Consider the following 23,895-nt stretch of genomic DNA (forward strand, 5'->3'; position numbering starts at 1 on the left):
CGACAACGCCATGGCCGAGGCACTGAACGGCACCTTCAAAGCTGAGTTGATCGAAATGCAGGGCCCCTGGCGGGACATCGACCAGGTCGAGCGAGCGATCTTCCAATGGGTCACGTGGTACAACGAAGAACGCCTCCACTCCGCCCTCGACTACGTACCGCCGAGCGAGTACGAACGCGACTTCTGTCAGAGCCTGGAACAAGTCCCGCAGTCCGCCTGAACCAAGAGCACCGGACTCTACGAAACTCGGGACAGGTCAACGTGGGAACCGACCGGAACACCGCCGCCTTCGCGGTGGAGTCCCTGCGCCGTTGGTGGAAGATCCAAGGGCACCTCGACTACCCCGGCGTGGACCGCTTGCTGGTCACCGCAGACTCCGGAGGAGCCAACTCGGCCGACTCCCGTCTGTTCAAGATGGGCCTGGCCGATTTCGCCGACGAGTGTGGGCTGAGCATCACCATCATGCATTTCCCGCCAGGTACTTCAAAATGGAACAAAGTGGAACACCGGCTGTTCTCCCGAATCACCCACAGCCTGCGTGGGCAGCCTCTGACCAGCTACGAAGTGCTGCTGGAGACCATCTCTGCCACCCGCACCAGCACCGGACTGACGGTCCATGCCGCACTGGACGAGAACGCGTACCCCACCGGCCACGTGCTCACCCGGGCCGAGCGCAAGAACGTCGACCGGCGGGTCAAACGCGACGAGTTCCACGGCGAGTGGAACTACACCATCGCCCCGCAGGACCCCGACCAGCAGGTTCCGGAAGACCCACTCGACGAGTCGGGACCTCCGGTCCCGGCCAAGGCCACCTTCCTCCTCACCCACCCCGCACTCACCGGCATGCCCCGTGAACAGTTCGAACAACTCGTGCTCCAGCTCGAACCCTGCCAACAGATTCTCACCGAAGCCGAACGACAGCGTGAAGGCAGGGACGGTCGTGGTCGCAACCCCGGCTTCGGCACCCTCGACCACCGCCACCGCGTCCTGGCCGCCGTGCTCCGCAGCCGCAACACCGTCACCTTGACCCTCGCGGCCGAGCTGATGGGACGCACGCGCAACGTGCTGAGCTACCACGCCGGCAAGTCCAAGCCAATGCTGGCCTTCGCCGGGCCCGAACTCGCCAGAGTCCTCGTCTTCCGCCGGACTCACCCTCCCCGCACACTCGAAGCCCTGAAGCGCCTAACCGAGCACCACGACAGCGAGATCAACTCCGGCAGTAGTTAAATTACGGGTCCTGATCCGCTTCCGTTTCGTCGACGAACACCGGAACGCCCACGGCGTGAAGCGGATGTGCGACGTCCTGGGCTGGGACCGCTCCGGCTACTACACCTGGCACAAGAACAAGGAGACACGACAGTAGCGGGTGGATGAGGAAGAAGAACTGGCGCGACAGATCCGGCAGATCCACACTGATTCCCGGGGCGCCTACGGAGCCCTGCGTATCACCCGCGCCCTGCGAGTGCAGGGGCACGTCGTGAATCGAAAGCGCGTCGCGCGGGTCATGCGGGAACGGCAGATCGCCGGGATAACACGCCGGAAATCACGGTCGCTGACGAAACCGGATCGCACGGCGCCACCGGCCCCCGACCTCATTCAGCGGGACTTCACCGCACCGATGCCGGGCCTGAAGCTCGTCGGTGACATCACGTGCCTGCCCACGGCCGAGGGGTGGCTGTACCTGGCCACGGTGATCGACCTGTGCACGCGTGAAGTCGTGGGCTGGTCGATGGCAGACCACATGCGAACGCAGCTGGTCGATGACGCCATTCGCATGGCTCACGTCGGCGGTCATACGGCCGGTAACGCGATTTTCCACACCGATCGCGGGTCGCAATATACGTCAGTCCAATTCCGGGAAACATTGGCGGAGTTGGACGTCCGGCAGAGTACAGGCCGAACCGGCTCGTGCTTCGATAATGCGGCCGCGGAGAGCTTCTTCGCCGTACTCAAGTCCGAGATCGGCACCACTGCTTGGCCGACCCGGAGGCAGGCCCGGCAGGACGTATTCGGATGGATCGCGCAGTATTAAAACCGAGAGCGGATCCACTCGACCATCGGCTACCTCACCCCGTATCAGGCACGGACCCGCTATCAGCAACGCCTCGACCTCGCGGCATAAAACGGAAGTGTCGGACCTCAGGGGGTCACTTCACCCAAGAGTGGTCCCAGCGGTGACGACACTGAACTGAAGAGGGAGCTGACCAATCTCGGAAAAGCTCGGATCGAAGAGGTCAAGGGCAGCCTTTCCGAAGGTGAAATCCTGCCGGGCGCGTTCAGCGTAGGGCGTGACCGAACCACTGGATTGACTTATTATGGCGAGAGCGGACCTGCCACTGGGCATCACGCAGAGGTGACTTCCCGGCTACCAGGAGAATCTCAGCTCCCCAACGGTCGCCCGCCGGGCGTGTGCGCAGAAGCGCGTATGTGCACTAACGCCCTGAATGACGGAGCGTCGTTGGAGAACCTCGACATTATCACCCTCAATCAGAAGGGAAACAAGTTCAAAATGTGCCCTAATTGTCAGACGTGGGTGCCGGGCACGGTCAGGAGTGTGCTCACCGGATGAGCGGACTCGATAATGCTTCCCGACATCAGAGATTGCGTGATGCATTCTCTGACGCAACCCGAATTGACCTAGGGCCGGCCTCTGTCGATCATGTATCCGGGCTCTATGAAGAGGCTGGTTATGACGTAGGGGCGGAATTGCGTGGATTCTTCGAAGAGTATCGAGAGATGTCCATTTCGTGGATGTATCGCGAAATGGAAGTGGGTGTGCAAATTAGCGCAGAAGAAGCCCTTTCCATCTACCCCGGTAACATTCGCGTATTTTCTCAGAGGGTAGGACGCCCCCTGGTCCCTGTTGGCTCTGCGTTCGCCACCGAAGAGGCGGTACTGATCGCGGGCGATGGAGACGTATTTCTCGCTGGTGATGCCGGAATGCAGTACGTCGGGAACGGATTTCTGCAATCCATGCAGGCCCTGATCTCTGAAACCTGGGACAAAACCTTCTTCTGAAGGGCCGGTTCGGGCTTCCACCATCAAGGTCGGCGCCATGCGAATCCCGGGTCGCAGGGATCGTTCCTGGAGGACCTGGCGGATCTTTCTTCCCATGGCGGGAGGCGCGCACTAGTCATGCTGGGAGTCGGGTTTGTCCGCGAGTTCTTCGAGGTCCCGGTCGATCTTCCGGGGATCCATGAACTCACGCGCTCGGACGCCGGGGAATGGCAGGGGATCGCGGCCTTCGCCGTTACGTACCTCGCCGACTCGCCGGTGGTTGCTGAGTTCACCGAAACCGAGCAGTGCCTTCGGGGCTGTGGCGAGAATCTCGTAGGCTGCTCGTCATTGTTCACCGACGGATCGTGGGTCTGGCGCTGTGACCTCGGGCATTACGTAGGACGCCACGGCGTGACGTTGCCGTTGGAATTCGTCGAGCGGATGCGACTGTTCGACTGGAAGCCACCCGTGGATGTCGTAGATGGGTCGTTGGCGCGTCTGGCTGTGCAGACCGCCTGGCAGGTCGCCTGATGTGTTTCATCAACATGACGGGTCGGCACAGGGACATCAGCCGCTGCTGGAACTCGGCTGCGCGGTTCTGAGGAAAGGGACAAGTAAGTGACAGGCTCACGTGCGGAACGCCGTTCCGCCGGTACCGAGACCATGCTGGACGTGCTGCTGCGCTGGACATGGATCCGGCGCCGCACGCCCGCCCGGGACATCGCCGACTTCGACGCCGGGCAGCCGTTGCGGGTCGTCGGATTCACGCAGACCATCGGCGGCACGGTCAAGGTCTCGGTCGGCAAGGGCAAGCAGGTGGCGCGGTCGAGGCAGGGGTATCTCCGGCTCGCCGCCGGTGAGGCGCCGGTCTGGAGTGATGCGCGGGGCGGCCGGAGCGCGACCCTCCAGGCGCCGTTCCGGCTGAAGCCGACGGGCGGGAAGGTCCGGCTTGCGCCGAAGTTCGAGCGGTACGAACTCGTCACGGGCGCCGGGACGTACGACCTCGCGGTCCCGAAGAAGGACGCGGAACTGGTGCGGCACGCGCTCGGCGGCGGACCGGGGCCTCGGTGAGTGAAGGGGAGTCCCGCACGGGCTTGCCCACGCTGGGTTCGCCGAAGAGTGTGAGCGAGTCGCCCGGCCTGGCGGTGCTTGGGCCTTTCCCGTTCTGCGGCCGTCGGAGCAAAGCCCCTCTGCGCGAGGGCAGGGGAAGCCAGACCGGAAACCGGTACCTGAAAAGCACCCAGGTCACCGACCAGGTCGACGTCTCGTGAACTCCCCGTCGATGGCCCTCCCTGCAAGTCTCGTAGGTCGAGCGCCGGAGCGCGCATCCTCCGAGACTTGTAGGGCTGCCACAACCGGTGTGGCGCGCACGCGAAGCCGGTAGTGCTCGTGACAGTGCCGCTCGTGGTGGCCCCCCGGTGGCCGGACGCCTTCGGACGACGTGAAACGAGGCAGCACAGGACAACCGGCCGCACATGCTCTGATCAGGCCGAACGTCACTCAGCAGCACGGCGCGGTACCAGAGAGCATGATCCCTCGTGGTCTTGTAATGCGTAGGTCGTCGGTTCGAATCCGACAGGGGGCTCTCTCCGAAGCCCAGCCCAGACAGTGTCTGAGCTGGGCTTTCGTTTTTTAGCGGATGCGTCGGCGGCGCTGAGCGCGGGCGGCTCGGCGGTCCCTAGTCTCAGTTCTAGTCTCAGTTGGGGGGTCCGGGGCGGGCTCCGGGGCCGGGGCCGACATGAAGGTGTCTCCCATGCGGCGCATGGCGTCTTCGGAGAGGTGCGAGCGGCCCTTGACGTAGCGGCGGGTCTGGCTGATCTGGGTGTGCCTCAGGATCTCCATGATCGTGGACATGTCGACCTTGAGTTCGTTGAGGATCGTGCCGGTGGTGTGGCGGCTTCCGTCGTAGAGGCAGCGGTCTGTGATGCCCGCCTCCACCAGCAACAGTACCGAGACGCCCTGATCCGCTGGGACCCCGAGAAGTACAAGCGCGTCCACGCCCTCACCTACGCCGACCTCGGCGACAGCCTTGCCGCCCAGGCCCGCGCCGACGAAGCGGTCGCCGCCTGGTCCCAGGCCCTGACTTTGATGGAGGGCATGACCTCCGACCGCACCCGCAAGGCCATCACCTCGCTCCGCTCCACCCTCTCCATCTACCAGCGCCGCAAAGTGCCCGGAGCTGCCGAACTCGCCCGCCGCGCAGGCGAAGCACTGGCCTAAGCTGCCCATCACCGGCCGACGAAGGGACACCGGCCGTGGCTCAGCGGACAACCGACGACCAGCCCAAAGCCCTGCCGCCCGCCCTCGAATCCATGACCTTGCTGGTCGCCGCCGTCATCGTCCACGACCAGGCCACCAACCGCGTCGTCCTCCTCCAGCGCAGCCAGAACGCCAAGTTCGCCCAGGGGATGTGGGGTCTTCCCGTCGGCAAGAGCGAACCCGGCGAACCCATCACCGAAACCGCCGTGCGCGAGCTGTACGAGGAGACCGGGTTGACGGTGAAACCGGAGTCCCTGAAGGTCGCCCACATCATCCACAGCGCTTTCGGCGTCGAAGCCCCCAACGGTTTCCTCACCGTCGTCTTCGCCGCCAACGAATGGACCGGCGAACCGGAGAACCGCGAGCCACGTAAGCACGCCCAGGTCTGCTGGGTCGACGCGGACGCCATCCCCGAGGAGTTCGTGGACACCACCGCCAGCGCCCTGCACCGCTACCTCGCTGGAGGTCCGCAAGTCTCCCTCGACGGCTGGCAATAGAAACGCCGAAGCTTCGCCCAGGAGCGGTATGGCGCTGTGGGAATGGGTGGGTCCGCTGTCGTGTGACCGGTCCAGCGGACTCGGCTGCCCTGCCTGCCCCTACGTGATCGGTACGGTGGCATCGGGACGACGAGAGGGGCGGCGCTGCCGTGGGTGAGGAAGCTGAGATCAGGACGGCCAAGGAGGCCGCCGACCACGAGCTCATCCTGACGTTCGGGCGGCTGCAGGGGGCGGCGAACCGGCTGGAGTACATCCTCGGCCGGGCGCTGGAGGCGGAGTGCGGCATCAGCCATCTGGTCTTCGAGGTGCTGCTGATCCTCGGGCGTGCGGGCGAGCCGGGGCTTTCGATGCGTGCCATCGCCCAGGAGCAGGTGCTGACCACGGGTGGTGCCACCCGGCTGGTGGATCGCATGCAGGCGGCGGGTTTCGTGACGCGCGCGGACTCTCCCGACGACCGGCGCGGAAAGCTGGTGCGGCTGACGCCGCTGGGCGAGGAGACGGTCGTACGCGCGTCCCGGGTTCACCTGGAGAACATCAAGCGGTACCTCGTGGACCCGCTGCCCGCAGCGGACCGGAAGCGGTTCGCGGAGGATCTCCGCATCCTCAGCCACACGGCCCGGGACCTGCTGCCCCGTCTGCCCTGACCTGCGGACCAGCGGCCGCGCTGGTGTACTGACGTGGTCAGCCACACCCATGTGCCCCACCTCACACGAACCTTGAAATATCTGACGCGTCAGTTACTGTTCTGTCAGGTGAATCGCTCGCAACCCGCGGGCGCACATCTCTGCCGAGGTCTTCGATGAAGCTCGTCTACGTCTTCGACGCCTACTGCGGCTGGTCGCACGGGTTCTCCCGAACACTGAGCGAGGTCGCTGCCCGTCACCCCGAACTGCCGGTCGAAGTCGTCTCCGGCGGCCTGTTCACCGGATCGCGGCAGGTGCCCGTCCGCCAGTTCGGCTACGTCCAGGGCGCGAACGCCAAGATCGCCGAGCTGACCGGCGCCGAGTTCGGCGCAGCCTACGAGCAGCTGATCGCCGACGGCTCCTTCGTGATGGACTCCGAGGCCGCCGCCCGCGGCGTCGCCGCCCTGCGCCAGGTCGCCCCCGACCGCGCGGCGGAACTGGCCGCAACCCTGCAGGCCGCCTTCTACGTCGACGGACGCAGCCTGTCCGAAGCGGCCACCTATCGGAAGGTCGCGGAGGGGGCCGGGCTGGACGCCGACGCCGTGGTCGCCGCCTTCGAAGCACCCGACGCACAGACCGCGGCCCACGCCGACTTCCGCCGCGCGGTCCAGCTCGGCGTTACCGGGTTCCCCACGCTGCTGGCCGTCGACGGCGACTCCGTCACCTCGCTGGCCTACGGCCAAGCCACCGCCGACGAGGTCGACGCGCGCTTCGCCGCCCACTGATCTTCCCCTGCCCCCACCCCATCCCTTGCGTAATGGAGCCCCCGCATGAGCACCCTCTCCTTCAAGGTCCTCGACCTCGACTTCCCGGCCGGCAGCAAGAACAAGACCGCCACCCTCGTCACCGGCGAGAACGAGGCCCTGCTGGTCGACGCCGCCTTCACCCGCGCCGACGGCCACCGCCTCGCCGCCGAGATCCTCGACTCCGGCAAGAAGCTCACCACCGTCTTCGTCAGCCACGCCGACCCCGACTTTTACTTCGGCGCCGAAGTCATCGCCGACGCCTTCCCCGACGCGACCTTCGTGGCCACCCCGATCGTCATCGAGCACATCCAGCACTCCTACGACGGCAAACTCAAGGCGTGGGCCGCGCTCGGCCCGAACCTGCCCACCCGGTTGGTCGACCTCACCCCGCTGACCGGCGACCTCACCATCGAGGGCCACCGCTTCGAGCTCAAGGGCGGCCCGGCCGCGCTGCCCGACCGTCACTACCTGTGGCAGGCCGAGCACCGCGCCCTCCTCGGCGGCGTCCTGCTCTTCCAGCAGGAGCACGTCTGGGTCGCCGACACCCCCACCCCCGGCGACCGTGCCGCGTGGATCGACCTGCTGGACGAAATGGCCGCGCTGCAGCCGGAGTTGGTCGTGCCGGGCCACCGTCTGCCCGGTACGGCGGCGGACGCGTCCGCCATCATCGCCACCCGCGACTACCTCCTCGCCTTCGAGGAGGAGCTCGGTAAGGCGGCCGACGGTGCCACGCTGACCGAGGCGCTGGTCAAGCGTTACCCCGACAACGGCATGCTGATCGCCGCGCAGATCGGTGCGAAGGTCGCCAAGGGTGAGATGAAGTGGGGCTGACCATGGCCGAGTTCGCTACCTCCACCGCCCCCGTCGATGTCGTACGGCGTCAGTACCTCGCCTCCGCGGCAGGTGACCTGGAGGCGCTTCGGGCCACCCTCGCCCCCGACGTGGAGTGGACGGAGATGGCCGGCTTCCCCCTCGCCGGCACGTACCGCACCCCCGACGGCGTCACCGCCAACGTCATGGAGAAGCTGGGCCAGGACTGGGACGGCTGGACCGCTCACGACGACACCTACGTCGTCGACGGGGAGAACGTCGTCGTCCTCGCCCGCTACACCGCGACCAACAAGGCCACCGGGAAGCCGATCGCCGTCCGCGTCGCCCACCACTTCGTCGTACGCGGCGGACACATCGTGCGCTTCGAGCAGTTCGTCGACACCGCGCTCGTCCGCGACGCCATGGCCGTCTGACGCACGCCCCAGCATCCAGGGAGCAGGGGAAACTCGTGTCCGCTGCCGACAACAAGGCGCTCGTCATCGCGTTCTACGAGCAGGCGTTCAACGACTACCAGCCGGAGCAGGCCGCCGCCGCGCATCTCGGCGACCGAGGCATGGCCGTCGGCCCACCCCTTGCATCCGCGAATACTTGGCTAGCCACACGATTGCTGCTACGTTAATCATGTGGCTAGCCACACTTTCTCTGCGGCCTCCCCCACCGAACTGAGGAAACCTCATGTCCCACGAGAACTCTCAAGTGAAGCCTCCGATCAATCAACGCGTGCTGACCCTCGGCATCACCCCTGATGCGCTTTCGCCGGACGATTTCCCGCCGGGGGTCACGACGCTCGAAGAGCTGGTCGCCATGAGGAAGCGGAACTGGGCTGCGCTCCGGGCCACAGGCATCGACGGCGAGGAGGGCTATGTCAGCCTGGACCCCGACGAGGCTGAGGCCGAGCTGCGCCGACTGTTCGACGGGCACTCGTTCGGCGTGGTGCTCATCGGCGGCGGCATCAAGAACGTCCCGGAGTACACCGTCCTGTTCGAACGGATCATCAACGTGCTCATCGACCTCCAGCCCGACATCCGGTTGAGCTTCAGCTCACATCCGACGAACGTGCCCGAGGCGCTGCAACGCTGGCTCAAGAAGTCCTGACAAAGACGTCTCACGGAGCTGGGCGTTGGACGTGCCGATGAGTGATGAGGTGGGCGGCGAGGCCGAGGAAGCCTTCGTGGATGTCGTCGCGTCGTTCCCGGCGGATCCGCAGTCGGCGCAAGCTGTGCGGCCAGGCGATCGTCCGACTCCCCGCACAGTGAGCGGCCTCAGTCGCAAGCTCGCAGAGCCGGCTAGCTCGTCACGACCGTCAGTACCTACCCGCTCGACCGAGCGGCCATGGCCCGGCCGGTCGGCGACGCCGGGCACGTGTGGGGCAAGCTCGTCCTGACCGTCGGCTGAGCACGCCCGCCCATCGCCTCCCCAGGCGGCAGAGCGGCCGGCTGCACCGACTACCCCACCCGCACTGGCCGAGGAAGCGAAACATGCCCACCCCCGAACCCCGCATCCCCACGACGGCCGACGCAGGACCGATGAGCTACGCGATCTTCCAACTTGCCCGCTCCCACCGCGCCTACGCCGCCGCCCTGCTGCGCGAGATGGACCTGCATCCCGGACAGGAACTGGTGCTGATGCACCTTTTCGACCGGGACGGCCAGTCCCAGTCCGAGCTGCTCGAATGCCTCGGCGTGGACCACTCCACCATCTCCAAGGCGCTACGCCGCATGCAGGAGGCCGGCCTGGTCATCCGCGAGCCGGCCGCACATGACCGGCGCGTCATGGTGGTCCACCTCACCGACAAGGGCCGGGCGATGCGCGAGCCCATCACGGCCCTGTGGCAGGCCCTGGAGGAGACCACCGCCCGGAATCTGTCGGAGCAGCAGGCGGAGTCCTTCGTCGAGACCGCCTACGCCATCACCGAGGCGATCAGCAACCGTGCGCTGCCCGAGGAAGAGTCCACCTGACTCCCAGGTGCACACCGTCCCGCATGCGGCGCGACCACCTCCAGTCAGGCCATGTCACCCACCCCGTACCGGCTGTTCCGGACGCGGCGCGTGGCGGCGAGGCGCGCTACGGATGCGCCACCACGGCCGCCTCCCTTAGCCCCGCCCGGCACGCGGGTGCCTATGCCTGCAGCCACCGCCCACCAGCCTGATGGAAAGCGAGACTCCCATGCCTGCCACCGACTCAACCGCCCTCCCTGTCCTCGTCGTCGGGGCGACCGGCTCCCTGGGGAGCAAGGTCGTCGACGAACTCCTGGCACGCGGCAAGAACGTCCGCGCCCTGGTGCGGCCGACCTCCGACGCCGGTCGGCTCGAAAGCCGGGGCGTTCAGATCGCCCGCGGCGACATGCTCGACATCGGCTCGCTCGTGGCCGCCATGAACGGCGCCGACGCCGTCATCACCACCGCCGCCGGCTACACCCGCGGCGGCAAGAACGCCAACGACATCGACACCATCGGCAACGCCAACCTCGCCGAGGCCGCCCACCGCACCGGCATCCGGCGGTTCGTCCTGACCAGCATCCTCACCAGCGACCAGACCCCGGATGTCCCGCACTTCTGGCACAAGAAGCTCGCCGAGGACAAGCTCGAACAGCTCGGCGTCCCGTTCGTCGCCCTGCGCCCGGGGGCCTTCCTCGACCAGGTCGCGACCATGGCGGGCAACCCGCTCGACAAGGGCCGCCTGATCTGGATGTCCAAGGCCACCGTCCCGCTCACCTTCGTCCGCACCTCCGATCTCGCGGCGTACCTGGCAGCGGCGGTCGACGCCGACGCCAAGGCCGGTGAGCGCATCGACATCGGCTGGGACCGTCCGGTCAGCATGCGCGAGGTGGCCGACCTGATGGGCCACCGGGCCGGAAGGAAGATCAGGGTGTGGGCCGTCCCCTCCGTCGTCGTCCGCGCCGCAGGAGCCGTCGTCGGCCGCTTCAACCCGGTGGTCAAGGACATGGCCGCGATGTTCGGCTGGTTCGACACCGGACGCTACGTCGCCGACCCCGGCCGTCAGGAGCAGTTGTTCGGCCCGGTCCCCACGGCCGAGGATGTGCTCGCCCGGTTCACCGACGAGCTGCGCACCGCACAGCACCGGTAGCAGGCCCGCGTCCCATCCCTCGCCGCCCGGCGGCCCGACCAGGACGCCTCGGTCCTGTCCCTCCGATCCCTCCGAGCCCCGAGGAAGGAAACACTCATGAACGGATCGACCCTGCAGACGTTCGCCGCCGAGTGCGCGCAGGACCTGCCCGCAGCCCAGCTGGAGCATCCCTTCGGCCCCGACTGGGAGGTCTTCAAGGTGCGCGGCAAGGTGTTCATGCTGATGAGGGAGGTCCCCGGGCGCCCCGTAGTGATCCTCAAGGCGGACCCCGACGAGGCCCACGCTCTGCGGGAACACAACAGCCACATCACCCCCGGCTACCACATGAACAAGAAACACTGGATCACGCTGGAGGGCGGGACAGACATCGACGACAAGCTCGTCAGGGAACTCGTCACCGACTCCTACCTGCTAGTCGTCTCCCACCTGCCCAAGGCCGAGCAGCCCGTCGACCCGCACACCTACGGCACCAGCACTCGGGCGGGCCGGTGACCGCGGCCGGTGACCGCCTCCAGGACACCGCTCGCAAGGCGGCCCTCGCCCTCCCGGACGTCAGCCACGGCCGCCCCTTCACCCCCGGACTCGACAGCGCTTCCTGGCCAAGCAGCGGTAGGTGCGCGAATGCCCTGTTCGAAATCCTGTCCGTGCGTGAGCGATGCGTGAGCGGACGGCGCGGCAGAGCCCGTCCTGGTGTGGACAGAGCACTGGGCGACATGTGTCCTGACCAGGCGGTTCCGGACACCGAAGCAGCGCCCGGAATCATCCAGCAAGATCCTGCCCGGACTTGTAATACGTAGGTCGTCGGTTCGAATCCACAGGGGGCTCCACGAAACCCCAGTTTGGACGGCGTCTGAACTGGGGGTTGCCTGTGCCCGGGCGCTGCGGGGGCTGCGGGGGCTGCGGGGGCGGAACTCGATGATCTTCGCGGCCTCGTGTGTGGCCGCGGTGTGGCCATCCTGCTCGGTGGCCGTCTCGGCGGTCCGTCCGGCGAGGCTGTCGCCGCCTGGCCTCCCAGGCCCTGACCCTCATGGAGGGCATGACCTCCGACCGCACCCGCAAGGCCATCACCTCGTTCCGCTCCGCTCTCTCCATCTGCCGGCGCCGCAAAGTGCCCGAAGCAGCCGAACTCGCCCGCCGTCCGCCCTTGTGGCGAGGGATTGTCGGTTCGCCGCTGTGGATACACGTGCCGCGGGACGCTCGACTCGGCTGCGGGCTTGGGCGCGGAGACCGTCCCGCGTACCAGTTCAGGAGTCGAGGGGGATTCTTGAAGCGGTCGGGGAAGCGGACCTCGTGGAGGGCGGGGAGGCGGGAGAGCTCGCTCGGTACGCGGCCGGTGAGGTCCCGACGGGACGCGGCCGGGACTGCGGTCTTCCTCGTGCTGGCGGTCGATTCTCTGGTGAACGGGCTGTTCGTCCCGTTGTCCATGCTGTATCTGTCGGCGAGTTCGGGTGCGTCGCTGGTGCGGGTGGGGACCTTGCTGAGCTTGGCCGGTCCGGTGTCTCTTCCGTTGCCGCTGTGGATCGGTGGTCTCGTCGACCGGCTCGGCCCCAAGCCGATCGTGCTGGTGGCGCAACTGCTCCAGGCGGCCGGTTTCCTGGGGTACCTCATGGTCCGCAGCAGCGGTGCGATCCTCCTGGCCGCGACCGTCGCGGCGATGGGGCAGCGGGCCTTCTGGTCCTCCGCCTTCACTCTCGTCAGCGATCTGTCCGACCGTGATCCCGGCGGGCACTCCCGCGAGCGGTGGTTCGGCATCACCGGCTCGTTGCGTGCGGTGGGCTACGGAGTCGGTGCCGTCGTCGCGGGTGTGTCGCCCTGTCGGCGAAGTCGGGCCCGGTGTACCGGGGGGCGATCGGCGCCTGTGCGTGTCTGCTGCTCGTGGCCGCCCTGCTGCGTGTCCGGGGAGTTCCGCGGAGCGCTGTCCGGCCGGCGCGGGCGGGGCACGAGGGGGCGGGGGAGGCGGAGTCGGGGGAGGCGGAACGGGGCGGCCGGGGTTACCGGGTGTCGTGGAGCGACGAGTCGGCTGTCCGCGGACATCCAGAGCGTCTTCGCCATGCCGGAGCAGCGAGGCCGGGGGATCGGCTCGGCACTCGTGGCGGCCGCTTCGGAGCATGCGGCACGTCTCGGGTCCCTTCGCGTGACGGTCCACTCCGGTCGCAAGGCGGTGCCGGTGTACGAACGGCTGGGCTTCGAGTCGTCCCGACGGCTCCTGAGCCGACCGCCGGACTAGGATCCGTCCGCTCGCTGATCGTGCCGGGCCGGCAGAACGCCGATGTGACGCGGCCCGGTCGCGGTACCGGTGCGGAAGACCCGGTTCAGATGGTGGTCCAGGACCGCGGCTGCCGACTCCGGATCGCGCTGGCCGACGAGGACGCCGGTGCCGAGTCCCGCGGACATGGCGAGCAGGGCGGTCGCCTCCAGCCGTGGTTCCACGCCGGGTTCGAGCAGGTCCGCGTCCTGCGCCTGGCGGAGGAGTCCGGTCAGGGCGTCTTCGGCGGCATCGGGGTTCTTGATGAAGGGCTGGGCCGCGAGCGCCCGGTCGTGCACGGCCATCACGGCGTACGACGTGTAGAGGTGGTGGAAGGTGCGGCTCTCGTCGTCCGTCGGCAGCGCCGCCATCAGCAGCGCCTCGACCGTCGCGCGCGGACCGGGATCGTCTCCGGCGGCCCGTAGCCGGGCGGAGACCCGCTCCCCGAACCTCTCCGCCAGATGTTCGAGCCCGTACAGCAGCAGCTTCTCCTTGGTCTCGAAGTAGTACTGCACCAGCCGCAGCGATACGCCCGCCTCCGCCGCCACATCGCGCATCCCCACGGCATGCAGTCCGCGCCGCCCGGCGACTCGGACGAGGGCCTCGGCGATCTCGGTACGCCGTTCCGCGTGGTCCACGCGCTTGGGCATCGGCCGGTTCTCCGCTCGTCGTACCTGCTCTGGTCCTGCTCTGGTTCTGCTCCGGTTCCGTAGGACCTTTTGATAATACAGCTGTACCACCATCGTGGTACGTTCGTATCACGAAACCGAGACGCCGGAGGTGGCCATGCCCGAGACCGCTGCCCGCACCCAAGCCGATGTCGGCCGCTACGTGAGCGATACCTGGCGGGAGCGGTACTTCACGGCCTGCGACGCGGTCTACGCCCTGGGAGCGCACGCGCTCGCGGAAGAGAACGTGGAGACGTCCTTCGGCACCACGCACGTCTACCGCTACGGGCCCGCGAGCGAGGCTGCCCGATCCCGTACCCCTGTCGTCCTGGTGCACGGAGCGGGCACCTGCTCGGCCATGTGGTACCCGAACACCCCGGCCCTCAGCGCCGAGCGGCCGGTCTACGCGATCGACACCCCGGGCGATCCCGGACGCAGCGTGCAGCGCGCAGCCATCCACGAGCCCGAACTCGCCGCGCGGTGGCTGGACGAGACCCTCGCCGGGCTCGGGCTCGACCGCGTCCACCTCGTCGGCTCCTCCTACGGCGGCTGGCTCGCCCTGAACCAGGCGCATCGCAGGCCCGGTCGCCTCGCCTCGGTCACGCTGCTCGACCCCGGCGGCCTGGAGAAAGTGGGGCTGCGCTTCTTCGTCTGGATCTTCGCCAGCCTCTTCGCGACCTTCGCGCCCAAGGCACTGCGCCCGCGACTGGCGGCCTGGCTGGAACAGCCGGTCCTCGTCGTGCCGGAACTGCGCACGATGATCAGAACCGCCGTTCGCGCCTACCGCATCCGCCGCCCGGCGCCGCTTCCCCTGTCCGAGGAGGAGCTGTCCACCGTCCGGACCCCGCTCTACCTGGTGCTCGGCAGGCGAAGCCTCCTCGTGCACCCGCGGCGGCAGGCGGAGCGGGTGCCTCGCCTGGTGCCCGGCGCCCGAGCCGAGATCATCTCCGACACGGGCCACGGACCGCAGATCGACCAGGCGGAGGAGACCAATCGCAGGATGCTGCACTTCATGGCCTCCGTCGACTGATCACCGGCCACCGGCCACCGACCCCGCGTCACGGCAACGAACGGGTGAGCCATACGACTTCACCGTTGTCCTCCGTGGAGACGTGATCCCGCTCGAACCCGAGCTTCTCCAGGACACGGAACGAGGGTGTGTTCCACGCGCCGACGGTCGCCCAGAGCCGTTTCCGCCCGGTCGCGACAGCGGCGTCGAGCACCGCGCCGGCCGCCTCGGTGGCGTAGCCGTGCCCCTGCGCGCGCTGGAACAGCTCGTACGCGATTTCGGGCTCCTCCACGCTGGAGCGGCCGATGATCAACCCGCAATAGCCGATGAAGTCGCCCTCGGCACGGCGCTGGATGGGCAACAGCGCGATCCCTGTGGACTCCGTCGCGGTGAGCAGCTCCGCGATGGCCGTCCGGATGCGCTCGACCGTGGGCGTCTCCTTGCCGCGTTCGGCGAGGAGCGCGCAGAACGCGGCGGCGTCCGACTCGGCCCACGGCCGCAGGATCAACCGCTCGGTCTCCAGGTGGAACGGCATCGTCTCGTACGTGGACTTGGACATGGGACCTACTCTGCCCCACCGGTCGTCACGGTCTACCGCTGGACCACCACGAAGCGGCCGACCGCGGCGAGGGCGCGTCCGGGATCGGCGGATCCTCCCGCGCCGTGAGCGCCGTGAGTGCGTCGCGCAGCCCGGCGCGGGCGGTGACGCCGAGTTTCGGGAACACGTTGTAGAGGTGGCCGCTGACCGTGCGGGCGGACAGGTGGAGTCGTTCGCCGATCGCCTTGTTCGTCAGGCCCGAGGCCGCGAGCGTGGCTATCTGCAGCTCCTGGGGAGTGAGCCGGGTGTCCGTCGAGCCGGTCTGGCGTCGGGAGACGCCGCTCGCGCCCAGTTCGGTTCGGGCGCGCTCGGCCCATGGTGCGGCCCGTAGCCGGTCGAAGATCGTCAGTGCGGCGGTGATGTGGACGCGGGATTCGACGGTGGCCCGTTCCCGGCGCAGGTGTTCGCCGTAGGCCAGCAGGACGCGTCCGCGTTCGAAGGGCCACAGGTTCTCGGGCGCCGCTGCGAGGGCCCGTTCGAAGTGGGCGTTCGCCGCCTCGCCCTCGGACACCAGGCCCTGTGCCGCGGCCACGAGCAGCGCCCAGCGGGTGGAGATCTTCGTGATGTCCATCCGCAGCATCGCTTCGACGAACTCCCGGGCCTGTTCGGTGCGGCCGGTTCGGACGGCGGCCTCGATCTGGTCGTAGGCGACGAAGAGTTGGAGTTGGTGGGCGGTGCCTGGTTCGAGTCCGTGTGGGCTGATTCTGGCCGCTTCTGTGTACGCCGTCTCGAAGTCGCCGCGGCCGATCGCCGCGAGGGTCCGTACGCGGTACACATGCTGCGGGACGATGAAGGCCTGGCGCGGGATCGACCAGGACAGCATCGCCTCCAGCGGTTCCTCCGCCTCCTCCTGCTGGCCGAGCGCGGCTGCGGCGAGGGCCCTGCTGTAGTGCAGGAACCAGACGAAGTTGACGTACCCGTAGGACTCGGCGCGCTCCAGTCCCTCCTCCGCGAAGCGCTGGGTGTCGTCCCAGCGGCCGGCGAGGTAGCTCTCCGCGCACAGCAGCATGAGCGCGTTGGTGACGGAGGCGACGGCTCCTGTGCGGGCGGCGTCCTGCCAGACGCGGAGGAGCGGTTCTCGCAGGTCGGCGAGGCGGTCGACGTCGTTGGCGACGTATCCCACGCGGATGATCTGGCCGGGGTCGAGTTCGGTCGTCAGGGTCGCGATCTCCTGGTCCAGGGTGCGCAGCGCCTCCGCGGAGACGAGGGCCGGATTGGACACGACCTCGGAGCGGACGAGCAGGCCCTCGGGCAGCAAGTCGCGGTATTTGTCGACCAGTTCGAGGTACGGGTCCCACATCTCCTTGCGTCCGTTGAGCGAGGCGATCACCGAGAGGACCCAGATCGCGGCGTTGACCTCCTCCGCGGTCGGCTCCGCCCCGGGGGCTCGTAGAGCGGTGGTGAGCACCCGGAAGGCCGAGACGACGTCCGCGTCGGAGTACAGCATGAGCGAGGCCGCGGCCGAGGCGGTCGCCAGCGAGCCGACGTCGGCGTCCAATCGGCGTGCGTCGGCGAGGAGTTGGGAGACCGACTGGAGATCGCCCATCACCTCGGCCGCGAAGTACGCGGCCCCGGCCAGGCGTTGCGACCGGTGCTCGGGATCCGGGCTCAGATCGGCCGACCGCGTCATCGCCGCCACCGCCGCGGACGGGTCCCCGCGTTTGAGTGCCTGGATCGACTCGTGCTGAAGGAGGGTGGCCACCTCCTCGTCGGGGCCGTAGGACGCGTCGGCGAGGTGCCAGGCACGGCGCCCCGGATCGGCGCGCCGGCAGCCGGCGAGTGCCCGGTGGGCCCTGCGCCGCTGCTCGGGACGGGCCAGTTCCACGACGGCGGAGCGCACCAGCGGGTGGCGGAAGACGACGGAGTGGCGGCTGTCGACGACGATGATCCGCTCGCGTTCGGCGATGTCGAGGTGGTCGGCGGCATCGGGTCCCACCACGCTCTCGGTGGACAGCGCCTGGCCCGAACCGTCCAGGGCGAGCAGCAGAAGCAGGTCCCGGGTCTCCGGTGCGAGCGCGGCGATCCGGGCGGTGAAGATCCGGGTGAGCCGCTCGGTCAGCGGCAGCACGGCGGGCAGCATGTCCGCCGTGGGGTAACGGTCCGAGGCCAGCGTCGCGGGCAGTTCGACGAGGGCGAGCGGGTTCCCCTGGGACTCGGAGACGATGCGCCGGCGTACGTGTTCGGCCAGGTCCGGGTAGCGGGCGAGCAGCAGGGCCTCGGACTCGGCGTCGTCCAGGGAACGCATCGTGAGGCTGTTGACGTCGCCGCGAGCGCGCAGCGGTTCCCCGGTCGTACGGACGGTCGAGAGCACCCGCACCCGGGTTCCGGCGACCCGCCGGGCCACGAAGGACAGGACGTCGGCGCTGGCGTCGTCGAGCCACTGGGCATCGTCGACGATGGCGACCAGCGGCTGTTCCCGTGCGGCGAGCAGGAGCAGGGACAGCGCGGCGGTCGAGATGAGGATGCGTGAGGGGGTCGCGCCCTCGCCGAAGCCCAGTGCGACCCGTAGAGCGCTCTCGTGGTCCGGGCCGAGTTCCGCGAACAGCGGGACCAGCGGCACCAGCAGCTGGTTGAGGCCGGCGAACGCGATATTGGCCTCGAACTGGGCGCCGGCCGCGCGCAGCGTCCTCATACCCCGGGCGTCGGCGAGATCGGCGGCGGCGTCGAGCAGGGCGGACTTACCCACACCGGGATCACCGAACAGGGTCAGCGAGCCGCCGAGCCGGGCGGTGTCGTCGATCACCGCTCGGATGAGGTCCAGTTCGCTGGACCGGCCGGTCAGGTCGGTCGCGATGCCCTGACCGGTCCCGACGTCCTGACCGCTCCCGACGTCCTGACCTTCGGTGCCCGGGTGCTCTGCGCTCATGAGGAGGCGCCTCTTTCCCCTGTCCGTTCCGACTCTATGCGACGCCGTACGGCACCGCGTCGTCCCGTTCTCTAGGGGGCGGTGGCCTCGGCGGCGTCCTCGATGAGGTGGGTGACGGTGTCGGGGTGGGAGATCAGAGCGACGTGGGAGCTGTTGATCTCGACGGTGTGCGCGTGGGCACGCCGGGCCTCGAACCGCTCCAGCGGTGCGCCCAGCGCCTCGTCCTGCCGGGCGACCAGGGCCCAGGACGGGATGGTGCGCCAGGCGGCGGCCGTGGCCGAGGAGGCGAACGCGGCGGCGGCGACGGGGCGTTGTTCGGCGCCCATCACGACGGTCCGGGAAGCGGGCAGGTCGGCCGCGAACACGGCCCGGAAGCGGGCGGGGTCGACGTACAGGTCAGAGCCGCCGGTGCCGTCGGAGTTGCTGAAGGGTACCGGGCGCAGGGCGGGGGCCAGTTCGTTGGTACCGGGGAACTTGTTGGACAGCGTGCTCAGCTTCTCGCCCTTGTCCGGGACGAGCGCGGCGACGTAGACGAGGGCCTTGACCTGGGGGTCGCCGGCGGCCGCCTGGGAGATGACGGCGCCGCCGTAGGAGTGGCCCACCAGGATCACCGGGCCCTTGACACCGGCCAGGACGCTGGCGACGTAGGTGGAGTCCTCGGCCAGGCCGCGCAAGGGGTTGGCCGGAGCGACGACCGGATAGCCGTCGCGCTGCAGGCGCTCGACCACGCCGTTCCAGCTCGAAGCGTCGGCGAAGGCACCGTGGACCAGTACCACCGTGGGCTTGAGGGCGGCGGGGGCGGTGTGGGCGGAGGCCAGCGGGATCAGGGACAGGGTGGCCGAGGCCGTGACGGCGGCGGTGATCAGCAGGGTGCGCGGGCGGGGACGGGGGATGGACACGGTGGATCTCCTTGGGAGGGGATGGGGGTGGGGGAGAGCGGGTGAGGGGGTGAGGGGGGAAGCCTGGTCAGGCGGCATGGCGCAGGTCGGCCGGGTTCACGCGGCCCTCGACCCGGGGCGTGGGATGTCCCGCTGAAGTTTGGTCAGGCCTCCCCAAATGCCGTACAGCTGACGGGTGTTCAGCGCGAACGCGGCGCACCTGTCGAGTACCGGGCAGGCCCGGCAGACCTCGGTGTCGGGCGGGCGGGAGCCGGCAGTTGCCGGGCTCCCGCCCGCCCGCGTGACGACTACGCACCGAGGTACGTGACGACTGGACGGTGAGGAACGTGACGACTAGGCGGCGAGGAAGTCGACGAGCGCCGCGTTGACCTGGTCCGCGTGGGTCCACAGCAGCCCGTGGGGGGCGTCGTCGATCTCGACGTACTGCGCGTCGGGCACCGCCTTGGTGAACTGGCGCCCGGTGGCGTCGATCGGCAGGATCCGGTCGGCGGTTCCCTGCAGGATGAGCGCCGGTACGTCGATCTTCGCGATGTCGGCGCGCATGTCGGTGTGCCAGCTGGGCACCACGGCCGAGGACGCGAACGGGGACATGTGCGTGGCGGTGACCCAACTGCCGCGCACCGCCTGCTCGCTGATGCGGGTGCCGAGGTTGACGTCGAGGTTGTAGAAGTCGTCGAAGAAGCTGGTGAACCAGGCGTACCGGTCCTTCTCCGCGGCGGAGACGATCCCGTCGAACACGGCGGCGGGAAGGCCGGTGGGGTTGTCGGGGGTCTGGAGCAGGAACGGTTCGATGGGTGCCAGGAACGCGACCTTGCGCAGGTTGTCGGTGCCGTGGGTGCCGATGTAGCGGCCGATCTCGCCGGTACCCATCGAGAAGCCGACCAGGGCGACGTCCTTGAGGCGCAGTACGTCGAGCAGTACGTCGAGGTCGTTGGCGAAGGTGTCGAAGTCGTAGCCGGTGGTGGGCTGGCTGGACTGGCCGAAGCCCCGGCGGTCGTAGGCGATGACGCGGTGTCCGGCCTTGAGGAGCGCAGGGATCTGCAGCTCCCAGGACTTGCCGTCGAGCGGGTAGCCGTGGATCAGTACGACGGGGGAGCCCTCGCCGTGGTCCTCGTAGTAGAGGTCGACGTCGGTGGTGTTTTCCTTGGCGACGGTGATGTAGGGCATGGCTTCGCTTCCTGAGTGGGTGGAGGTGGATGTGACGGCGCGGGGATAAGGGGAGTTCAGGGCCGGCGCAGGGCCTGGACCGCGAAGGCGGCGACCTCGTGGTCCTGCGCGGGTGATCCGCCGCCGGCGCCCAGCGCCCCTACGACGACCCCGCGGGCGTCGGTGATCGGGACGCCGCCGGCGACGAAGGCCAGCGGGAACGTGGTGGCGGTCTGGATCGAGGACAGCGGGGCGCCGGACTGCACGGCGGGGGCCAGGTCCGCGGTCGCGGCGCCGAAGTACACGGAGGTGCGGGCCTTGGCCCGGGAGGTGTCGATGGAGGCGAGCGCCGCACCGTCCATCCGGGTCACCAGCACGGTGTTGCCGCCGCCGTCGAGGACCGTGAAGGTGTACGGGACCCCGAGCTCAGTGGCCTTGTGGACGCCTGCGGCGGTGGCCGTGGCCGCGTCGTCCAGGGTGAGGATGACGGGCGAGATCTGCGTGAGGGGCATGGCCGTTCCTCTTCGGGTGGTGCCGGAGGTCGTGCCGAAGGTCGTTCCGGGTGGGGTCACTTCTCCTGGTAGGGGGCGGCCTTGGCGAGGTCGGGGCGGGTGACGGGGTGGCCGTCGATGGTCTGGTAGGTGGCGGCGGAGCGGCCGAGGGTGTCGAGGAGGGTGGCGGGGCCGGCGAAGGGCTTGCCGCCGATGTGCCAGCCGTCGGTGTGGAGTTCCTCGATGAGGACCCAGACGATCTCGCGGAAGGCCTCGGATCCCTCGAACTTGACCATGACCTCAGTGAGGGCGGCGGCCATGTCGTGCTTCTCCTGGGTGGTGAACACTCCGTCGACGAGCTTGACGTTGACGAACGGCATGGGGTGCTCCTTGGTGGGTCGGGGATGCGTCGTCCCTGCCGAGCGGCGGGGACAACTGAAGCGTCGCCCCGGGGCCCCACACGCCGCACCAGTCATCCGACCTGACTGCGAAGGGTCTTTGCGTGCCGCCGCCCTCGGGCCAGAGCCGTGCGGCCTACGGCGACACCCCCGCACCGGGTGTGCCGGGTACCGGTGACGAGCGCACCGGGCCGGCGTCCGTATCCGCCCAGGTGGGCCGGGGTCAGTGAAACCCGGGTCGGATGACTCATGCCCGGCGGTGGGGCGGCGACGACCATGGGCAGGGACGGCGCAGCCGCCGAAATCCCGCACCACCCCGCACTACCAGTCACCCCTTACCCCTCACCGATCACCGATCACCGATCACCGATGAAACGAGAAACCCCATGTCCGAGAAAACCAACAAACAGCTGGTCGCGGAGGCGTTCGACGCCTGGGCCGCCGGCACCGGCGGGGTGTTCGACCTGCTGGCCGAGGACGCCGACTGGACCATCGTCGGCAACAGCGTCGCCTCCGGCACCTACCCCACCAGCGAGGCGTTCCTCGACGCGGTCATCCGTCCGTTCAACGCCCGGATGAGCAGCCCCCTGGTGCCGTCCGTCCGCGCGCTGTACGCCGACGGGGACACCGTGGTCGCCCTGTTCGACGCGAGCGCGACGGTGCGGGACGGGTCGCGCTACGACAACACCTACGCCTGGTTCCTGACGATGCGTGAGCAACGGATCGTGAGCGCGGTCGCGTTCTTCGACAGCGTCGAGTTCAACGACTTCTGGGCCCGGGTCCAGCCGGCCTGACCCCTGCCGAGCCCCCGTTGACCGCCCCGTCACCTCCCCTGACCGTCCCGTCCGAAGATCGGAAGTGCCCGCCATGTTCATCGTGATCCTGAACTACACCGCGCCGCTCGAGGAGATCGACCGCCACCTGGAAGCCCACAACGCCTGGTTGGAGGAGAACTACGCGGCCGGCCACTTCCTCGCCTCGGGCCGTCAGGACCCCAGGACGGGCGGCGTCGTCCTGGCCCGGGCCACCGACCGCGGGGCCCTGGGCCGCGTCCTGGCCCTGGACCCGTTCGGCATCGCCGAGGTGGCCACGCACACGGTCATCGACTGGCGCCCCTCACGCGCGAGCACCGAGGCCCAGTGGCTGCTCCAGCAGTGATCCCCGCGGCGACGACGTCCCCGGGATCCGCAGCGCCCGACACCCCGCGCACCCACCGCCGGGTGCCGCACACAGGGCGCGACAAGCCCCCACGCACCCGCACCCCGCGAGCCCTGATGCCTTAGGGGCGCGGGGAACTGCGCGACAAGCCCCCACCCACCCGCACCCCGCACACAACCGAAGCCACCCACCCTCACCCCACCTCCACCGCCCCGCATGACGGCGGCCACCACCCGCACCCACCCACCCACCGAAAGACAGTGACCATGCGCGCAGCCGTGCTCAGACAATTCGCCACCCCGCTGGAACTGGCCGACATCGCCAAGCCGGTGCCCGGCGCCGGCGAGGTCCTGGTCAGGATCGCCGCGAGCGGCGTGAACCCCCTGGACACCAAGATCCGCGCCGGTCAGGCCGCCCACGCCCGCACTGTCCTGCCCGCCGTGCTGGGCCTGGACCTGGCCGGCACGGTCGAGGAGGTCGGGCCGGAGGTGACCGGCTTCGCCGTCGGCGACGAGGTGTACGGGCTGAGCGGCGGCGTCGGCGACCTGCAGGGATCGCTGGCGCAGTACGCCGCCGCCGACACCCGCCTGCTCGCCCACAAGCCCGCCGCTCTGACCATGCGCCAGGCCGCCGCGCTGCCGCTGTCGGTAGTCACCGCGTGGGAGGGCCTGGTGGACCGGGCCCGGGTCGGCGCCGGGCACAAGGTCCTGGTGCACGGCGGCGCGGGCGGCATCGGCCACGTCGCGGTACAGATCGCCCGTGCCCGCGGCGCCGAGGTCTTCGCCACCGCCTCGGCCGCCGACGCCGGGACCGTCCGCCGGCTCGGCGCCACCGCGATCGACTACGCCACCACCGAGGTGGAGGAGTACGTCGCCGCCCACACCGGCGGCGAGGGCTTCGACATCGTCTTCGACACCGTCGGCGGCACCGTTCTCGACAACTCCTTTGCCGCGGTGCGCACTTACACCGGCCACGTCCTGAGCGCCCTGGGCTGGGGCAGCCACAGCCTGGCCCCGCTCTCCTTCCGCGGTGCCACCTACTCCGGGGTCTTCACCCTGCTGCCCATGCTCACCGGCAAGGGCCGCGAGCACCACGGCGAGATCCTGCGCGAAGCCGCCACCCTGGCCGACGCGGGCCTGCTCAAGCCACTGCTGGACCCCCGCCGCTACACCCTGGACACGGTCGCCCAGGCCCACACGGCCGTCGAGGACGGCTCGGCCGACGCCAAGATCGTCGTCGACATCGAGGCCTGACCCGACGGCGGGGAGCCCGCGGCAGCGCGACCGTCGCGCCGCCGGGCTCCTCGCCGTTTTCCTG

Annotated in this window: 27 protein-coding genes and 4 pseudogenes; 22 read left to right on the forward strand and 9 right to left on the reverse strand. The window is 69.0% G+C overall.

The genetic code is table 11. The annotated features are described in order from the left end of the window. The 6 genes and pseudogenes from SPR02S_RS50570 to SPR02S_RS50590 all read left to right on the forward strand — a co-directional run. Window positions 1–220 (forward strand): integrase core domain-containing protein (locus SPR02S_RS50570; protein ID WP_019064707.1); only part of this gene is annotated, 220 nt, incomplete at its 5' end. A 20-nt stretch (window positions 221–240) separates the two neighbouring features. Next, a pseudogene (locus tag SPR02S_RS58285) lies at window positions 241–1,227 on the forward strand (ISAzo13 family transposase); the annotation flags it as partial. Window positions 1,228–1,366: 139 nt separating this feature from the next. After that, window positions 1,367–2,032, forward strand: coding sequence for an IS3 family transposase (locus SPR02S_RS58290; RefSeq protein ID WP_078623253.1), 666 nt, complete (start codon window positions 1,367–1,369; stop codon window positions 2,030–2,032). A 533-nt stretch (window positions 2,033–2,565) separates the two neighbouring features. Next, entirely contained in the window at window positions 2,566–3,018 is a 453-nt protein-coding gene (locus SPR02S_RS61355; protein WP_078623254.1) for an SUKH-3 domain-containing protein, read from the forward strand. A gap of 117 nt (window positions 3,019–3,135) precedes the next feature. Then, a complete protein-coding gene (locus tag SPR02S_RS50585) occupies window positions 3,136–3,528 on the forward strand; it encodes a hypothetical protein (protein WP_019064709.1) in 393 nt (130 codons plus the stop codon). An 87-nt stretch (window positions 3,529–3,615) separates the two neighbouring features. Beyond that, window positions 3,616–4,068 (forward strand): hypothetical protein, encoded by a 453-nt coding sequence (locus SPR02S_RS50590; protein WP_019064710.1) that lies wholly within the window; start codon window positions 3,616–3,618, stop codon window positions 4,066–4,068. Window positions 4,069–4,629: 561 nt separating this feature from the next. On the opposite strand, the pseudogene SPR02S_RS65465 reads toward SPR02S_RS50590, so the two are convergent. After that, window positions 4,630–4,941 (reverse strand): annotated as a pseudogene (locus tag SPR02S_RS65465) (tyrosine-type recombinase/integrase); the annotation flags it as partial. Between SPR02S_RS65465 and SPR02S_RS50600 the strand changes: the two are divergent. From SPR02S_RS50600 to SPR02S_RS64420, 12 genes and pseudogenes are all read left to right on the forward strand, one after another. Next, a pseudogene (locus tag SPR02S_RS50600) lies at window positions 4,939–5,217 on the forward strand (hypothetical protein); the annotation flags it as partial. The pseudogenes SPR02S_RS65465 and SPR02S_RS50600 sit on opposite strands and share 3 nt — an antisense overlap. Window positions 5,218–5,252: 35 nt before the next feature. Beyond that, window positions 5,253–5,753 carry an NUDIX domain-containing protein gene (locus SPR02S_RS50605; RefSeq protein WP_019064713.1) on the forward strand — a complete coding sequence of 167 codons (501 nt, stop codon included), beginning with the start codon at window positions 5,253–5,255 and terminating at the stop codon, window positions 5,751–5,753. Between the two features lie 149 nt (window positions 5,754–5,902). After that, the gene (locus SPR02S_RS50610) at window positions 5,903–6,397 is read left to right on the forward strand and encodes a MarR family winged helix-turn-helix transcriptional regulator (protein ID WP_019064714.1); all 495 of its coding nucleotides are present in this window, start codon (window positions 5,903–5,905) and stop codon (window positions 6,395–6,397) included. A 155-nt stretch (window positions 6,398–6,552) separates the two neighbouring features. Then, window positions 6,553–7,161, forward strand: coding sequence for a DsbA family protein (locus SPR02S_RS50615; protein WP_019064715.1), 609 nt, complete (start codon window positions 6,553–6,555; stop codon window positions 7,159–7,161). Window positions 7,162–7,206: 45 nt separating this feature from the next. Next, on the forward strand, window positions 7,207–8,013 hold the full coding sequence (locus tag SPR02S_RS50620) for an MBL fold metallo-hydrolase (protein ID WP_019064716.1): 807 nt from the start codon (window positions 7,207–7,209) through the stop codon (window positions 8,011–8,013). A 2-nt stretch (window positions 8,014–8,015) separates the two neighbouring features. Next, on the forward strand, window positions 8,016–8,426 hold the full coding sequence (locus SPR02S_RS50625; protein WP_078623255.1) for a nuclear transport factor 2 family protein: 411 nt from the start codon (window positions 8,016–8,018) through the stop codon (window positions 8,424–8,426). A 35-nt stretch (window positions 8,427–8,461) separates the two neighbouring features. After that, window positions 8,462–8,632: a hypothetical protein gene (locus SPR02S_RS63685; RefSeq protein ID WP_019064718.1), complete on the forward strand. Its 171-nt coding sequence runs from the start codon at window positions 8,462–8,464 to the stop codon at window positions 8,630–8,632. A gap of 101 nt (window positions 8,633–8,733) precedes the next feature. Continuing rightward, entirely contained in the window at window positions 8,734–9,108 is a 375-nt protein-coding gene (locus SPR02S_RS62675; protein WP_158698014.1) for a hypothetical protein, read from the forward strand. 383 nt (window positions 9,109–9,491) lie between these two features. Further along, complete coding sequence (locus SPR02S_RS50640) at window positions 9,492–9,971, forward strand: MarR family winged helix-turn-helix transcriptional regulator (protein ID WP_019064720.1); 480 nt, start codon at window positions 9,492–9,494, stop codon at window positions 9,969–9,971. A gap of 208 nt (window positions 9,972–10,179) precedes the next feature. Next, window positions 10,180–11,100 (forward strand): SDR family oxidoreductase, encoded by a 921-nt coding sequence (locus SPR02S_RS50645; protein WP_019064721.1) that lies wholly within the window; start codon window positions 10,180–10,182, stop codon window positions 11,098–11,100. Window positions 11,101–11,196: 96 nt separating this feature from the next. Further along, window positions 11,197–11,592: an MmcQ/YjbR family DNA-binding protein gene (locus SPR02S_RS50650; protein ID WP_019064722.1), complete on the forward strand. Its 396-nt coding sequence runs from the start codon at window positions 11,197–11,199 to the stop codon at window positions 11,590–11,592. 841 nt (window positions 11,593–12,433) lie between these two features. Continuing rightward, on the forward strand, window positions 12,434–13,327 hold the full coding sequence (locus SPR02S_RS64420; RefSeq protein WP_052347202.1) for a GNAT family N-acetyltransferase: 894 nt from the start codon (window positions 12,434–12,436) through the stop codon (window positions 13,325–13,327). On the opposite strand, the gene SPR02S_RS50665 is transcribed toward SPR02S_RS64420, so the two are convergent. Beyond that, on the reverse strand, window positions 13,324–13,995 hold the full coding sequence (locus SPR02S_RS50665) for a TetR/AcrR family transcriptional regulator (RefSeq protein WP_019064723.1): 672 nt from the start codon (window positions 13,993–13,995) through the stop codon (window positions 13,324–13,326). The two genes, SPR02S_RS64420 and SPR02S_RS50665, sit on opposite strands and share 4 nt — an antisense overlap. Window positions 13,996–14,131: 136 nt before the next feature. On the opposite strand from SPR02S_RS50665, the gene SPR02S_RS50670 reads away from it, so the two are divergent. Further along, a complete protein-coding gene (locus SPR02S_RS50670) occupies window positions 14,132–15,043 on the forward strand; it encodes an alpha/beta fold hydrolase (protein WP_019064724.1) in 912 nt (303 codons plus the stop codon). A gap of 28 nt (window positions 15,044–15,071) precedes the next feature. Here SPR02S_RS50670 and SPR02S_RS50675 read toward each other — a convergent pair whose 3' ends face one another. The 7 genes and pseudogenes from SPR02S_RS50675 to SPR02S_RS50700 all read right to left on the reverse strand — a co-directional run bounded on the left by SPR02S_RS50675 (window position 15,072) and on the right by SPR02S_RS50700 (window position 21,402). Continuing rightward, window positions 15,072–15,581, reverse strand: a complete 510-nt coding sequence (locus SPR02S_RS50675; protein WP_019064725.1) for a GNAT family N-acetyltransferase — start codon at window positions 15,579–15,581, stop codon at window positions 15,072–15,074. Window positions 15,582–15,606: 25 nt separating this feature from the next. Next, complete coding sequence (locus SPR02S_RS58305; RefSeq protein ID WP_019064726.1) at window positions 15,607–18,486, reverse strand: ATP-binding protein; 2,880 nt, start codon at window positions 18,484–18,486, stop codon at window positions 15,607–15,609. Window positions 18,487–18,557: 71 nt separating this feature from the next. After that, window positions 18,558–19,385: an alpha/beta fold hydrolase gene (locus tag SPR02S_RS50685; RefSeq protein ID WP_019064727.1), complete on the reverse strand. Its 828-nt coding sequence runs from the start codon at window positions 19,383–19,385 to the stop codon at window positions 18,558–18,560. Window positions 19,386–19,481: 96 nt separating this feature from the next. Then, window positions 19,482–19,604 (reverse strand): annotated as a pseudogene (locus SPR02S_RS61375) (WhiB family transcriptional regulator); the annotation flags it as partial. A 114-nt stretch (window positions 19,605–19,718) separates the two neighbouring features. After that, window positions 19,719–20,552 carry an alpha/beta fold hydrolase gene (locus SPR02S_RS50690; RefSeq protein ID WP_019064728.1) on the reverse strand — a complete coding sequence of 278 codons (834 nt, stop codon included), beginning with the start codon at window positions 20,550–20,552 and terminating at the stop codon, window positions 19,719–19,721. A gap of 56 nt (window positions 20,553–20,608) precedes the next feature. Further along, window positions 20,609–21,043, reverse strand: coding sequence for a GlcG/HbpS family heme-binding protein (locus SPR02S_RS50695; RefSeq protein WP_019064729.1), 435 nt, complete (start codon window positions 21,041–21,043; stop codon window positions 20,609–20,611). 56 nt (window positions 21,044–21,099) lie between these two features. After that, window positions 21,100–21,402: a tautomerase family protein gene (locus tag SPR02S_RS50700; protein WP_019064730.1), complete on the reverse strand. Its 303-nt coding sequence runs from the start codon at window positions 21,400–21,402 to the stop codon at window positions 21,100–21,102. Between the two features lie 404 nt (window positions 21,403–21,806). On the opposite strand from SPR02S_RS50700, the gene SPR02S_RS50705 reads away from it, so the two are divergent. The 3 genes from SPR02S_RS50705 to SPR02S_RS50715 all read left to right on the forward strand — a co-directional run bounded on the left by SPR02S_RS50705 (window position 21,807) and on the right by SPR02S_RS50715 (window position 23,831). Then, window positions 21,807–22,214, forward strand: a complete 408-nt coding sequence (locus SPR02S_RS50705) for a nuclear transport factor 2 family protein (RefSeq protein ID WP_019064731.1) — start codon at window positions 21,807–21,809, stop codon at window positions 22,212–22,214. 73 nt (window positions 22,215–22,287) lie between these two features. Beyond that, window positions 22,288–22,578, forward strand: a complete 291-nt coding sequence (locus tag SPR02S_RS50710) for a YciI family protein (protein WP_019064732.1) — start codon at window positions 22,288–22,290, stop codon at window positions 22,576–22,578. A gap of 266 nt (window positions 22,579–22,844) precedes the next feature. Then, complete coding sequence (locus SPR02S_RS50715; RefSeq protein WP_019064733.1) at window positions 22,845–23,831, forward strand: zinc-dependent alcohol dehydrogenase family protein; 987 nt, start codon at window positions 22,845–22,847, stop codon at window positions 23,829–23,831. Window positions 23,832–23,895: the final 64 nt, after the last annotated feature.

The sequence above is a fragment of the Streptomyces prunicolor NBRC 13075 genome (assembly GCF_000367365.1).
Taxonomy (GTDB): domain Bacteria; phylum Actinomycetota; class Actinomycetes; order Streptomycetales; family Streptomycetaceae; genus Streptomyces; species Streptomyces prunicolor.